14 protein-coding genes and 1 other annotated feature are annotated in these 14589 nt (G+C 32.9%); of the genes, 12 read left to right on the forward strand and 2 right to left on the reverse strand.

Annotated elements, in window-relative coordinates:
- Nucleotides 1-264 precede the first annotated feature (264 nt).
- From V7014_RS03940 to V7014_RS03970, 8 genes are all read left to right on the forward strand, one after another.
- The gene (locus V7014_RS03940) at nucleotides 265-2418 is read left to right on the forward strand and encodes a TerD family protein (RefSeq protein WP_335504443.1); all 2154 of its coding nucleotides are present in this window, start codon (nucleotides 265-267) and stop codon (nucleotides 2416-2418) included.
- 83 nt (nucleotides 2419-2501) lie between these two features.
- Entirely contained in the window at nucleotides 2502-2966 is a 465-nt protein-coding gene (locus V7014_RS03945; protein WP_335504394.1) for a GNAT family N-acetyltransferase, read from the forward strand.
- A 193-nt stretch (nucleotides 2967-3159) separates the two neighbouring features.
- Nucleotides 3160-3705 carry a sigma-70 family RNA polymerase sigma factor gene (locus V7014_RS03950; protein ID WP_335504397.1) on the forward strand — a complete coding sequence of 182 codons (546 nt, stop codon included), beginning with the start codon at nucleotides 3160-3162 and terminating at the stop codon, nucleotides 3703-3705.
- Complete coding sequence (locus V7014_RS03955) at nucleotides 3698-4432, forward strand: hypothetical protein (RefSeq protein WP_335504400.1); 735 nt, start codon at nucleotides 3698-3700, stop codon at nucleotides 4430-4432. The genes V7014_RS03950 and V7014_RS03955 overlap by 8 nt, the downstream gene beginning before the upstream one ends.
- A 75-nt stretch (nucleotides 4433-4507) precedes the next feature.
- Complete coding sequence (locus tag V7014_RS03960) at nucleotides 4508-4675, forward strand: hypothetical protein (RefSeq protein WP_335504402.1); 168 nt, start codon at nucleotides 4508-4510, stop codon at nucleotides 4673-4675.
- 59 nt (nucleotides 4676-4734) lie between these two features.
- Nucleotides 4735-4860, forward strand: a complete 126-nt coding sequence (locus tag V7014_RS03965; protein WP_335504404.1) for a DUF6254 family protein — start codon at nucleotides 4735-4737, stop codon at nucleotides 4858-4860.
- 136 nt (nucleotides 4861-4996) lie between these two features.
- Nucleotides 4997-5239, forward strand: a binding site (T-box leader).
- Nucleotides 5240-5292: 53 nt separating this feature from the next.
- Nucleotides 5293-6354 (forward strand): class I tRNA ligase family protein, encoded by a 1062-nt coding sequence (locus tag V7014_RS27165; protein WP_438824858.1) that lies wholly within the window; start codon nucleotides 5293-5295, stop codon nucleotides 6352-6354.
- Between the two features lie 9 nt (nucleotides 6355-6363).
- Complete coding sequence (locus V7014_RS03970) at nucleotides 6364-8385, forward strand: class I tRNA ligase family protein (protein WP_438824859.1); 2022 nt, start codon at nucleotides 6364-6366, stop codon at nucleotides 8383-8385.
- A 90-nt stretch (nucleotides 8386-8475) separates the two neighbouring features.
- Here the strand turns inward: V7014_RS03970 and V7014_RS03975 are convergent, their stop codons facing one another.
- The gene (locus V7014_RS03975) at nucleotides 8476-9243 is read right to left on the reverse strand and encodes a thermonuclease family protein (RefSeq protein WP_335504406.1); all 768 of its coding nucleotides are present in this window, start codon (nucleotides 9241-9243) and stop codon (nucleotides 8476-8478) included.
- Between the two features lie 220 nt (nucleotides 9244-9463).
- Here V7014_RS03975 and V7014_RS03980 point away from each other — a divergent pair, with 220 nt between their 5' ends.
- Together V7014_RS03980 and V7014_RS03985 are read left to right on the forward strand one after the other, a co-directional pair.
- On the forward strand, nucleotides 9464-9949 hold the full coding sequence (locus tag V7014_RS03980) for a prolyl-tRNA synthetase associated domain-containing protein (protein WP_335504408.1): 486 nt from the start codon (nucleotides 9464-9466) through the stop codon (nucleotides 9947-9949).
- 383 nt (nucleotides 9950-10332) lie between these two features.
- Complete coding sequence (locus V7014_RS03985) at nucleotides 10333-11865, forward strand: class I adenylate-forming enzyme family protein (RefSeq protein WP_335504410.1); 1533 nt, start codon at nucleotides 10333-10335, stop codon at nucleotides 11863-11865.
- 215 nt (nucleotides 11866-12080) lie between these two features.
- Here the strand turns inward: V7014_RS03985 and V7014_RS03990 are convergent, their stop codons facing one another.
- Nucleotides 12081-12902 carry a Cof-type HAD-IIB family hydrolase gene (locus V7014_RS03990; RefSeq protein ID WP_335504412.1) on the reverse strand — a complete coding sequence of 274 codons (822 nt, stop codon included), beginning with the start codon at nucleotides 12900-12902 and terminating at the stop codon, nucleotides 12081-12083.
- 216 nt (nucleotides 12903-13118) lie between these two features.
- On the opposite strand from V7014_RS03990, the gene V7014_RS03995 reads away from it, so the two are divergent.
- Both V7014_RS03995 and V7014_RS04000 read left to right on the forward strand, forming a co-directional pair.
- A complete protein-coding gene (locus V7014_RS03995) occupies nucleotides 13119-13658 on the forward strand; it encodes an RNA polymerase sigma factor (RefSeq protein WP_335504414.1) in 540 nt (179 codons plus the stop codon).
- A complete protein-coding gene (locus V7014_RS04000) occupies nucleotides 13648-14559 on the forward strand; it encodes a stage II sporulation protein P (protein ID WP_335504416.1) in 912 nt (303 codons plus the stop codon). The genes V7014_RS03995 and V7014_RS04000 overlap by 11 nt, the downstream gene beginning before the upstream one ends.
- Nucleotides 14560-14589: the final 30 nt, after the last annotated feature.

Raw genomic sequence — 14589 nt, forward strand, 5'->3', positions numbered from 1 at the left:
ATATCTTATTTTCTGGTTCTACGCTTGTACATACAAAAATAGAGTGATATACTATTTTATGTTGTGAGGCTAAAACGTTTCTTCCTTCTATTTCAAAAGATGAATAACTTAAGCATAGAAGCGTTGATTCCCTTACAACACCCATTAGTATTTGATATTTCAACAGACAAAGAACCAACTTCCGTGATTTCAGTCATGGAAATAGGTTCTATTTTTTTGACTATTTATACGCTACATCGAATCCGAAAGGGGATTATCGGAAACATGAAAAACACGATTCTTTTAAGAAGAAAACTCCACGTTTCAATAGAGAATGGTAACTCTTTTTTATCAAACACGTACTTGGCTACTGCGATGAAAAATATAGAAAGATTAGGCTTTACATTTTCTAAAGGAGTACTTGAAGCAGTAAGAACTCTTTCGATTGAGGACTTTACGCTATTTTATAATCTGTTAGAAAGTGAACTTCGAGTAATGGTTGGTGACCATGTTGAATATAAACCTACGTATCCAAATTTCCCTAAGCAAGTAATGGAACTAAATGAAGCTGATTTATATATCAATGCAATTATTCATTATTACGATTCTTTTATTAGAGATGTAGCAGGTATCGTGAGTACTGATAGAAGTCTTCCAGATTATGAAGAAATAGCACGACCTTCTTTAAATCATTTTCCAGAATTAAAGGTAATCCATTTAGGAAATGAAGTAGAGCTTCAGAGAATTATTTCTCAGCTGATTGCAGCGAACTCTTCTATATCACAATTAGATAAAGAAGATATCGAATGGGCGATTAAAACATATGAAAAAGATAAACTATTTACTACAATAATCCCACAAGCAATTCCAATGAAAGAAAACCTTTCATTTGTTGTTGCAACACTACATAAATATGAAAAAGCGTCTCTTCGTGATTTAACACCTATGTTTAAAACAGCTACTGATGTTTTACGTCTAGCAGTTGCATTATCAGAAGGAGATGTTAGTTTAGCTAGTACAACTAAGTTTAAAAAATTTAAAAGAAGTGAAAGAAGATTGCTGCTAGGTTTACTTGAATCACTACCTTATATAACTGAAGATATGTTACGTAATAAAACAAAGTGGATTCGACTAGGGGAAATTCTTCATCCTGGAGAGTATAAAAACAAGTATCCAAATACCTACAAAGCATTTAATATTCTTCGTAACAAGCTTGAGTTTTCTACGTTTGAGAGTAAATTGCAAGCGGCTATTAACAACAAAGATATTACCAAATGTGTAGCATTATTATCTAAGCGTCCAGGAGAATTTGCTCGTAGATTAGATCAAATTCTACGTTTGTCCTCTTTGAATAAACAAAGTGACATGACTAACGACATCCTTCATGCGTTTTCACTAAAGGCTGAGCAAATCGCCACGCCGGTATTGATGCAAGTAATGGTACATTTTATGAATCGTCATAGAAAGAAAGTTTCCCGAGTATTTTTTCCGAAAGGACAAGTAGGTAAAGCCATATTAATTGAGAACAATCTAGATACTATCCATTTTAATTTATGTTATTCCATCGTAGCCATATGTGAAAATGCTTTAAAAGAAAGGTTTTCAAAGCTACCACAATTGGGAAAAGTAGCGATAGAAGAAAATATGAAAGAACAATTGATACCTTTCTCCCAACGTTCTGCAAGTAAGAGCCTCCGTACTTTAGTGCGAGGCAGCAAGATCGAGCTACCAGAAGGGGATACAATTCGCTTCTTTACATGGTGGAAGGAAGGTACGAAAGACGGTGAACATACTGGTAGAATTGATATTGATTTATCTGCTGTCATGTATGATAAGGACTGGGACTACTTAGAGCACATTTCTTATACAAATTTGCGTTCAGCTGATTATAAAGCAACACATAGTGGAGATATTACAAGTGCACCTAAAGGAGCTTGTGAATTTATCGATTTACACATACCTTCTATCTTGAAATATGGTGGACGTTACATAGTAGCTCAACTATATTCGTTTACTGAGCAACCTTTCGTATCAATATCCGAGTGTTTTGCTGGGTGGATGATGAGAAGTGAACCTAATTCTGGAGAAATATTTGAACCGAATACAGTTTCGGATAAAATAGATTTAAGTTCAAATACAACCATTTCTATCCCTGTCATAATCGATTTACACGAAAGAAAAATGATTTGGTGCGATCTAGCATTAAAGAATCATCCTTTTTTCTATAATAATTTAGAAGGTAATCAAACAGGAATTATAGCAATGGGTAAAGCAATGACTTCCATAGTAAAACCTACACTCTACGATTTATTTCTTCTTCATGCAATAGCTAGAGGAGAACTAGTAGAAAGTCGCGAAGAAGCGGACGTAGTATTTGCTTTTGACGGTACCATTTCACCATTTGACACGGAAATGATTATTTCAGAGTTCTTAGTTTAAAAGCTCGAATTAAGAAAATGTATAAATGACTTATTTGGTTACACCATTTCAATAAGAATAATCATTAACAAAGGGGATATAACATGGCAGAATGGAAAATTGGTAACAATTATTTTATTTCAACGCAAAAAGACTTATTAGATGTTAAAGTGATTCATAGTTTCCTAAGTAAAGACTCATATTGGGCACAAGGAATTCCTGAAGAAATTGTAGAAAAATCAATTCAACATTCCGCACTCTGTTTTGGTGTATATAAGGAAGTAGAGAACTCGCAAGTACAAGTAGGATTTGCTAGAATAATTTCGGATTTAGCATCATTTGCCTATCTTTGTGATGTATTTATTCTTCCAGATCATAGAGGTTTAGGCTTATCTAAATCGTTGATGAAAATAATTACAAATCATCCAGAGTTGCAAAAAGTACGAAGACTAATGTTAGCAACCAGTGATGCACATCAACTGTACGCACAATATGGATTCAAGCCATTAGATACTCCTGAAAGCTTTATGCAAATAAGGAAAAAACCAAGTGATCTTTATCATCAGTAATGAACTTTGATGTTCATTACAATTTAGTATAAAAACGATGTTGTACGACACTCGTTACTACTAATAAAAGTATTTTGAAGGAAAAGCAGGGAATATTCTCTGCTTTTTTTATATTAAATTAATGATTATTCAATCAATTTGAAACCAAAGGAAGTGCAGAATCGTTATAACATCAAACGCAAGGTGGTGAATGATGTCAGTGGAACATTTTCAAGAGTTTATGGAGGAAAATCGAGAAGAATGGTTAGAAATCATAATGGATCAATATGGAGAAAAGCTAACAAGATTAGCATTTAATTATCTTAAAGATTGGGGTATGGCGCAAGATGTTGTACAGGATGTATTTGTAATCTGTTATAGAGAATTTGAAAAGAAAGAAATAGAATATTTCAAATCATGGATCTACCGAATAACAATCAATCGCTGTAAAGACGTTTTGAAAAGTTCATTCGTTAAGAAAATTTTGTTTAATAATGCATTAATAAAATCCATGAAAAGCAAAGATCACACACCTGAAATGGAACTCGTGGTCAATGATGAAAAGGCTATATTATCTCAAATCGTTCTATCGTTACCTTTGAAATATCGAGAAATTATTATCCTTTATTACTATGAAGAATTAACAGTTTCTGAAATAACTTCTTTACTGTCGATTAATCAAAATACAGTGAAAACGAGATTAAAAAGAGGAAGGCACTTACTCAAGAAATTATTAGAAAGTAGTGATTTAGTTGGATAAAAAGTTACGAAGTCTTCGCGAATCAATGGATCAATCAATATTAAAAGGAACGCACTTTACAGAACATCAAAAAATACTAGTACGAAAAGCTTTAATAAGCAAAAAGAAAAGAAAGCAGCTTTTGCCAACAATATTAACTTGTACAATCATCGGTTTATTTTTACTTTTCACTACAAATCTTATTACTTATCAAATACTTGAGAAACAACAAAATAATTCAAGTTCACCAAAAAAAGATACAAATGAAAGAGAAAGAGAAACAGCAAAATCAATAAACCTCAATAGTTCTTCTTGGGCGTTAAGTCCACCCTTTACTATCACTAAACCAAATGAAGATGGAAAGCCTACTCCATATGGATTAAGAGGAGTTAAAGGGAAGATTGCGATCGTTGATGCACCAGTTTATACAAATCAATATAATAAACAACTAGTACACATATGGGGAGCAAATGTTAAAGAAACACAAACATTTATAAATAAAAAAATTAAAATTAAAGCAACCAAAAAAGGAGATTCAAACTCAACTGTAACGGCATTCGAAGGCATATTAACAATACCAAGCGATGCTATGATTAATATTAATATGTCGAAAAATAATTCAGATTATACACCATTAACCTATGTAGAATCAGTCGGATATTTACAGCTTCCTGCACCAGGCATTTGGAAATTAGATGTATTCATTGAAGGGGAATTTTTTGAAAAGATTATTATCGAAGTGTTGTAGTAATTTTTATGAAATAGATAAGTAACGCATAATTCCTTTTTCAATTCTCATACTAAGATAGAAGGAGGGAAATACATGCCTAAACGAACAAAGAAAAATGATCCGCAACAAAAGAATAAGCAAGGATTTGACTCTAGTAAAACCGATTCTGAGTTTTCAAAGGAATTTGGCAGTGCAAATGCAAATCGCGCTCATAAAGAAAAAGCGAAAAAAGCACGAACGTCTAATAAACAAGCTCACTAGTACTTAATATGTGAAAAAGTTAGATATGTTTATTCATGATAAAGGAGTTATAACACAAGATGACACAATCTAAAAGTCAAGAAGAAAGACAATGGAATACACGAAAACATTCCCAAAATCCTCATGGAAAAGTAAAATCATTTGAACAATTATCTAAAGAAGCTGGCAAGAACGATTCTAAATAGAAAAGTTGCTTATGGTCGAAACGTTGACTATGAGCAACTATTTAGTAGTTTACAATTTTACTTTTCAATTCTCTGAAACATAAGAGTAATTTGACACCTATTAACTGCAATGATAATATAATTGCAATAAAAGCATACAAATTCGTTGACGAGAAAAAGTAATTCAAGAAACTGTTCCTCAGAGAGCCGGTAGTTGCTGAAAGCCGGTGTTCAGATCTTTAATGAAAATCCTCTCCGAGAAGTCAAGCTGAAATTAAGTAAGTTTGAACGGGTGTCTACCGTTAAAAGGAACGCGTATGATTGTACGTGGCTAAGTGCTATTGATGAACGGAAACTACAATAGAATTAGGGTGGTATCGCGGTTCAACCCGTCCCTTATTATAGGGACGGGTTTTTTGTATGCTTTTAATTACCAAAAAGGAGCGATATCCAATGAATAAAGAAACTGTTATCCAACGAGAAGAACGTATTCGTAAACAGTGGTTAGAAGAAAAGACATTTAATCAGTCTATCGACAATCAAGAAGGAAAGCCGTCGTTTGTATTTTATGAAGGTCCACCAACTGCCAATGGATTACCTCACGTGGGTCATGCATTAGGGCGTACAATTAAAGATGTTGTTGCAAGATACCAAACGATGGCTGGACATCAAGTAATTCGTAAAGCTGGCTGGGATACTCACGGACTTCCAGTTGAACTAGGTGTAGAAAAGCAATTAGGTATTTCAGGAAAACATGAAATTGAAAACTATGGTGTTCAAGCTTTTATTGAAAAATGTAAGGAAAGTGTCTTTATATATGAAAAACAATGGCGTGAATTTACCGAGAAACTAGGATATTGGGTAGATATGGATGATCCCTATGTAACGCTAGAAAATTCTTATATTGAAAGTGTTTGGAATATCTTAGGGACCATTCATGAGAAAGGATTATTGAATAAAGGACATCGCGTTTCTCCGTATTGTCCGAGTTGTCAAACGTCACTAAGCTCTCATGAAGTAGCTCAAGGCTATAAAGTAGTTAAAGACTTAACAGCAACGGCAAAATTCAAAATTGTCGGTAGTGAAAATGAATACTTTCTTGGATGGACAACAACTCCTTGGACATTGCCAGCGAATGTTGCACTAGCCGTAAATCCAACAATGAAGTATGTTCGCGCTCAACAACATAACGAAATTTTCATTGTTGCGAAATCGCTTGTAAATACGGTTTTAAAAGATAATTACGAAATCATATCTGAACATTTTGGAACAGAATTGAAAGGTATGGCTTACATTCCTCCATTTAATTTCGTCAATGTTGAAATCGGGCATAAAGTTGTAGAAGCAAATTATGTTACAGATACAAGTGGTACAGGAATTGTTCATATTGCACCAGCTTATGGAGAAGATGATTATAAAGTCATACAAGAAAATGGTTTTTCATTTGTAAATGTAGTCGATGAAAAAGGAAGATACACAACTGATGTAAAGGCATTACAAAGTCGTTTTGTATAAGATTGTGATGTGGATATTGTTCGGTCATTGGCTGAGAAAGGTTTACTATTCAGCAAAGAAAAACACGAACATAATTATCCTCACTGCTGGCGTTGCGATTCGCCGCTTTTATATTATGCGAATGAAAGTTGGTTCATCAAAACTACTGCACTTAAAGAGCAATTAATTCAAAATAATAACGAAGTTGCATGGCATCCAGAACATATAAAAAATGGGAGATTCGGAAACTTTCTAGAGGAGATGGTTGATTGGAACATCAGCCGAAAGCGCTATTGGGGTACTCCGCTGAACATTTGGCAATGTGAAAGTTGTAACCATCAATATGCTCCGAAAAGTATAGATGAGTTAAAGAAACATTCTATACAAGCAATCGATGAGATAGAATTGCACAAACCATATGTAGATGACATTAAACTTTGCTGTTCTCAATGTGGTGGATTAATGACTAGAACACCTGAAGTAATTGATGTTTGGTTTGATAGTGGTTCAATGCCATTCGCACAATATCATTTCCCATTCGAAAACATAGATCTAATTGAAAAACAATTTCCTGCTGATGTGGTCATTGAAGGAATTGATCAAACTCGCGGATGGTTTTATAGTTTGTTAGCTGTATCCACGTTATTTACTGGAAAAGCACCCTATAAGCGAGTTCTATCACTTGGGCATGTTTTAGATGAAAATGAACAGAAGATGTCTAAAAGTAAGGGGAATGCCCTCGATCCAATGGATTTAATTCATAAGTTTGGTGCAGATTCATTAAGATCGGCATTATTAGTTGATAGCGCACCTTGGAATCCGAAACGATTTTCAGAACGAGTGGTGCAAGAAGCAAAATCTAAACTAATTGATACATTTGGTAATGTACACAGTTTCTATACGCTATACGCTAAATTAGATGGATTTGATGCGAACAAAAACTATGATGTGAAGAAAAATAAATTAGACGAATGGATTTTATCTCGCTTGAATACAACAATAAAAACTGCTTCATATTATCTTGAACATTATAATTTTACAAATGCAGCAAGAGAAATAGCCAAGTTAATCGAGGAAGTAAGTAATTGGTATGTAAGACGCTCTAGAGAACGCTTCTGGTCAAACGGCATGAATGCAGATAAAGCTGCAGCTTATCAAACTTTATATGAAGTGCTAACAAAAACAAGTCAATTGCTTGCTCCGTTAACACCGTTCATAGCTGAGGATGTTCATACTAGCTTAGCGGGTAGGAGTGTACATCTTTCATCATACCCTACACATGATGACACAGTAATCCATACTCAATTAGAAAAAGAAATGGCAGCCGTTTTACAAGTTGTGGAATTAGGTAGAAGTATACGAAATACTACTTCTATAAAAGTAAAACAACCATTAGCAAGTTTATCTCTTATGAGTTCAAATCAAGAAATGGGTTGGTCTTCTTATCAGACTATCGTTTTAGATAAATTAAATGTAAAAGCATTTCATGAAATCGAGGATGAAGGAGAGTTTGCGACGATCAAACTTAAATTAGATTTCAAAAAATCAGGAGCAAAATTTGGGATTCACGCTAATATCGCTAACAAGTGGGAACAGCAACTAGGCAATGACGAAGTCGGTTCTTTTATTAATAATGGGTATGGATTATTAACTACTGATTCAGGTGAATCAGTGACAATTACACTTGGAGATGTAATTGTCGAGAAAGTAGCTAAAGCCGGATTTTCCTCCGCAACCAATGGCGAGTATACAGTTATATTGGATATTGCGTTAACAGAAGAATTAATACAAGAAGGGATAGCTCGAGAATTCATTCGAACTGTTCAAGAGTATCGCAAGAGATTAAACTTACCAATTAATATGCATGTAGATATTGTAGTAAGTACAGATGATTATTTACAAAGTGTTATTGCAAAATTCGATCATATGTTAAAAGAAAATTTACTCCTGCAAACTATTGTCATACAAGATAAAATAGTAAATGGAGAAGAAATAAAACTAGGAAATCATTCAGCAATATTACAGTTGATTCCTAAAAAGGACATCTATTAATATAAAGCTAAAAACAGTTAGACTAAACTAAAAAAAATATGTGAAATTAAAAAGGATGAATAGAGAAATCTCTAAATCATCCTTTTTCTTTTATTCCTTAGAAGCACGATAACCGGCTTGTTCAGCTTCTTTTACCGAGTCAAACCATTCAATGTTTTTCATTGCGGTATTATAGTATTTTCCATCTGGAACATGATAGATTTTGCTATTCTTATTTCCTTTGATTTTTCCATGATTAGTTTGAGAGGCAGTGTTATTTACGGACTGATTCGTTTTAGTATTACCCGTATTAGTTGCTGCATCAACATTATATCCTTCTTCTGTAACGTATCCTTTAATGCTCCAAATATTTTTCTTATTCTGCTTAGCATTGTCTTGAATTTTCAAGAACTCATCTAAATATCTTGTATTCGGTTCGTATATGTAGCCAACGCGAGCATAACCTTCTTGAATTAGTGTTTTATTCAACATTTCTCCATTCACATAAACATAGGCAAGCAATCGATTATACTTATCAAATTCATAACCTTCTACACCTGGCTCAATGGTAACTTTTGTTCCAGGAGGTAATAATTCTTTCACAAAATTTGATGCTTCAATGGAAAAGGGCTGAGGATCAACACCTGGCTTAACTGACTCAGGTGTATCAATCAATAGTAATCGAACTTTTTGTTCTTTATTGTTATATGAGATTGTTAAAGTATCACCATCTGAGACCTTTTCTACAGTTGCTTCATATGTAGGATAATCTGAAACTATATTATTGGATGCAACTTCGTTAGTTATTGAACGAGTCTCTACATCGCTACAACCTGTTAATAACGTTATAGCTAGTAATAGAAATAACCATTTTTTCATTGTTTTTCTCCTTAAATACTCTTAGTTTGCTATTGTTAATGAAAAGATGATTCATCAATCAAAAGAACAACAGTTTCTATTTTTGAGGAAATTAAGAAAAAATGCAAGTATATTTATTTATAACAAAATATTCAATAATTTCACACGTTTCATCCACTTATACTTTGTTAACACATGTTTTAATATAGGTATAAGTATATTTTTTAAGAGGAGAGATAATATGGGCCAAGCTACAGAGAAAGAGGCTTATGAGATATTAGAAAAGTTAAATATTTCTTTTCAACGTATCGATCATGAAGCAATAACTTCGGTCAAACATTATGATGCAGAATTGCCAGGACCTCAAGTTAAAAACCTTTTATTAACAACAAAAAAAGAAAAGCAGTATTATTTCATTATTGTACCTGATGAAATAATCGTGGATTTAAAAGCCTTAGCATCAGAGTTACAATCAAGACGTCTTTCATTTGCATCGCCAGAGGAGCTTGATCAATTGATAGGTTTAAAACCAGGAACACTCACACCTATTGCACTTCATCATGATGTAGAACAGAAAATCCAAGTTGTAATTGATAGCAGCATCGATCAACAAGATACGGTTGGAATTCATCCTAATGTAAATACGACAACTGCTATAATTGCGTTTCATGATCTAGAACGGATATTAAGTTGGTCTTCTCATCCGCCAAAATTTATCAAATTATAATCATTGTCTTTGTGTGAACTATTATATAATAATAAGTTCATTAAACGATTATGATATATAAAAGATATTTCTCGCTTACATAATTGCTATTTTCAGGTAATTCTCAAGAAAAAAAGCCACTATTTGTCAATCATGCAAATAATGGCTTTTTTCTGCAGGAAAATACAATAAATACGTCGAATATCTACTATTAAGGTTTGAATATTGAGAATTTTACAATTGTTATATTGTTATTATGACATAAATATCATATTACATTGAAATAAAGGAGTGATTCTCTCAAACATTATTCAATAAACATAAATAGATGAAAGAAGAGTCGAGCCAAGCACAAAACATAGTAGAGAATCCGTCAACATTATCGAATAGAAAGGAAGACTTAGATGTTAACATTTGGAGCAATAATGAAACTAAATAGTGATAAATTTAGAAATAAACCTGCAGTAATATTTGAGAATAAACAATGGAGTTACACTGAATTAAATAATCGTGCAAACAAGTTAGCTCATGCTTTTTTAGCAAAAGGTTATAAAAAAGGTGACAAAGTAGCCGTCATGATGAAAAACAATGCAGCTTACATAGAAATAATTATTGGATTAGCTAAGATTGGTGTTGTTGTTGTTCCACTGAATTTCCGATTAGTTGGTTCAGAAATAGGATACATAGTAAAGAATTCAGAAAGTCGAGGGTTTATCACAAATGAAGAGTATACAAAAGATATTGAATTATTATTACCCCAATTGGATACGATTCTAATTGTCGGTGGTTCATCTGCTGGAATATTACAAGACTACGATCATTTCTTTGCAGATGCACCAAATAACGAACCAAATGTCGTTGTAAATGAAGAAGATACTCTGTATATCGGCTATACTTCAGGGACAACTGGTAAACCTAAAGGAGTTGTTATTTCACATCGCTCTCGTATCATAACAGGAATGGTTGCTGCATATGAATACAAAATTGATGAATCTGATAAACAAATTGTAGCGGGGCCTATTTATCATGCAGCTCCTTGGATTTTCTTAATGATGCAGCTTATCGTAGGTGGAACAATTATTGTTGAAGAATCATTTAGCCCAGAACAATTCCTTCATGATTTAGAACACTATAAAGCTACCAATGTATTTATGGCTCCAACAATGTATAACTTCTTAGTAAATCTCAACAAAGAAACGAAAACGAAATACGATTTAAAATCCATGAGAGTGTTAATTTCTGCTGGTTCACCATTACCAACTCAAACAAAATTAGATGTTCTAGAAATGTTCCAAAATGTAGACTTGCATGAGTTTTATGGTTCAACTGAAAGTGCAATTACATTAAACATTAAGCCAAAGGATATACAAGATAAAGAGAGCTGTGTTGGTCAAACATTCCCTTTAGTTGAATGTTTAATATTAGATGATAATAAGCAACCAGTCAAAACAGGTGATATCGGTGAATTATATTTTAAAGCTCCTTATTTATTAGATCATTATTATAATAATCCAGAAGCAACGGAAGCATCTTTCTGGAATGGCTATTTCTCAGTAGGTGATATGGCCTTACAGGATGAAGAGGGTTATTATTATATCGTTGATCGAAAGAAAGATATGTTAATTAGTGGCGGGGTTAACATCTATCCTCGAGAAATTGAGGAAGTGTTGTATACTCATCCAGATATTCTTGATGTTGCTGTTATTGGAGTACCTGACCCAGTTTGGGGTGAATCCGTTAAGGCGATAGTAGTTCCTAAAGAAGGAGAAACATTATCCGAACAAGAAGTAATTGATTATTGCAATGGAAAAATCGCAAGCTATAAAAAGCCTAAATCAATTGATTTCATGAATGAACTACCACGAAATCCTTCTGGGAAAATATTGAAAGTGGAGTTACGCTCATTATATTGGGAGCAACAGAAAACAAAAATTTAAAACGAAAAGCCTTTAAATCAATTGATTTAAAGGCTTTTATTATAGAATTTGGTGTAAAGTAAGATGCTTTTCCCAAAAACGACAAATGTTACAATTTTCCAACAACCAAATACCGGTATGATTTAAAATAAAATGGATAAATTGAGGGTTTATAAGATCAAAGTGAAACAAATTATCATTCTTCTCATTATGATAGTAACTATGGTTTCCTTATATTAAACTGTAACTAGTTTATTTAAAACAAACTTTTCCACAACTTTTCCAACACCATCATTCATGTTCGTATCAGTTACATAATTCGCTATTGCTTTAATATCTTCAGGAGCATTTCCCATAGCTACGCCAAGACCAGCAAACTCAATCATAGCTAAATCATTGTAGCTATCGCCTATGGCAATGACTTCTTCTCGTTTAATACCATAACGTTGTATTAATTGATTTAGACTTGTTCCTTTTGTTACGCCTCGTTCTGTAAATTCTAAAAAGTACGGCTTTGAACGCATGACACTAAACTTGTGACTTAATTCAGTCTGTAGCTTCTTTTCTACCATTTTTAATTTTTCAGGATCATCAACCATTAATACTTTTACCACGGGTTTATCAACAGATTCTGTGAAGTTATCTACAATAGAAATTGGCAATCCTGTTAGCTCAGACTCAATTGTTGTATAAGGATTTTCATCCTCAGTAATAATTTCATCTTCTACATACGTATGAATAAATACTTCTTCACGACGGCTGATTTCATAAAGACTATGTACATCCTCTACCGCTAGCGTGCTGCTAAAGATTTCTTCGGAGCTTTGACAATTTATAATTTTACCCCCATTGAATGAAAGGATGTAGCTTCCATATTTCGAAAGCGATAATTCTTCAGCGATATGCTTCATTCCGTAAGTTGGTCGACCTGAAGCAAGCACAACCTTAATACCTAATTCCTGCGCATCCATCAGCGCCTGTTTTGTACGAATTGAAATTGTTTGATCATCGCAAAGTAACGTATCATCTAAATCTAATACTATCATTTTATAAGACATGTTGTATTTCCTTTCTTGTTGCGCAATTTCTTTAATCCTACTATAAAGTAACATAAAACGGTTGTGAAAAATGAAAAATATTTCTTACTATATATTAGGTGCGAAGTAAATATTTACCATCAAGTATAATAATTCTCTATTTGATTCTAAATACTTGTAACTTTTTTGATGTCTCAAACGAATAATAGGTAAACACTCAATGAAGGAGGAGTAATATTGGTTGATTTAGGAAACTTAGAAGATCGTATTATTGAAATCTATAAAAGCTTTTATTTAGATGTTTACAGATTCCTTATATGTTTTTCTGGGAATCAAAATGATGCTGAAGATATGACACAAGAGGTATTTATCCGTGTACTAAATAATCTATCTAATTATAATTCTAACCAAAATCTAAAAACTTGGATATTTTCCATAGCCAAGCATGTAGCAATAGACCATCATCGAAGGAATAGATTTACTTCTCTATTTAAAAAAGCTTTCTTTAACCAACTTACATCAATTGATTTACAACCAAATGAGTTAATTGAACAAAATGAAATCAAACAAATTGTACACGAAGCTATTGCAAAGCTTAAACCACATTATCGAATCATCATTATCCTTCGAGGAATCAACGACTTCTCAATTAAAGAAACCGCTAAAATTCTTCAATGTAGTGAAGCAAAAGTAAAGGTTAATTATCATAGAGCATTAAAAGAATTAAAAAGAAAAATTAATGTTAATGCTGAGGAGGTAATCGGAAATGCAAACTGATCAAGACTTATTCAACTTTATTAAAGAAAACTACCCTCTCAATCCGGGAGAAGAATTTGTTTCATTAACAGAAGTTAAACTCCGACGAAATGCAAGAAAAAATAATGTAAATAGGAAAATAAAACGATACACAATTACTTCCAGTGTTCTCCTTTTTACTGTATCCGCTATTTCATGGTTTTTCTTCTTTAATGGTCAGGAAGTCATAAATCAATCGATTTCCTCATCCAACCCTAATCATTTATCATCAACAACAACTGGGCAAAATCCTGTCATCTATATTTATCACACCCATAATACCGAAGCATTTCTACCAGAAATAAAAGAAACAAAACCTTTATATGCAACTCATGAAAAGAAAAATATAACATTAGTAGGTAAACATTTCAGTTATGCATTGAAAGAAAGAAATATTAGTTCAATTCATGATAAAAGTGACATTACAGCAATTGCGAAAGAAAGAAATGTGAGTTATAGAGAATCATATGATGTATCAAGACAAATCTTTAAAGATGCACTAAATGCTAATAAAAGTATTAAAATGGCTTTTGATATCCATCGTGACTCAGGCAAGAGAAATAATACAACCGTCCATATAAATGGAAAAGATTATGCTGAAGTATTCTTCACCGTTTCTCGCTCTACCCACAATTATGAAGAGAATAAAAAATTTGCTGAGTTCCTTCACAATAAATTAGAAGAAAAATATCCAGGACTTTCAAAAGGGATTGATATTATAGCTAAAGATCAAAACCACCAAGGTATTTACAATCAAGATCTTATAAAACAGTCTCTTTTGTTGAATATCGGCGGACAACACAATACTTTGAAAGAATCGTACAGAACGGTAGAAGCTTTAGCGGAAGTTATCGAAGAAAATATGGAGTTTTTTATAAAATAAACTTTACTCATTTAGNNCATAAGAATAAAG

Origin of the sequence: Bacillus sp. JJ722, from assembly GCF_036963345.1 — a bacterium.
GTDB lineage: Bacteria > Bacillota > Bacilli > Bacillales > DSM-1321 > Bacillus_AD.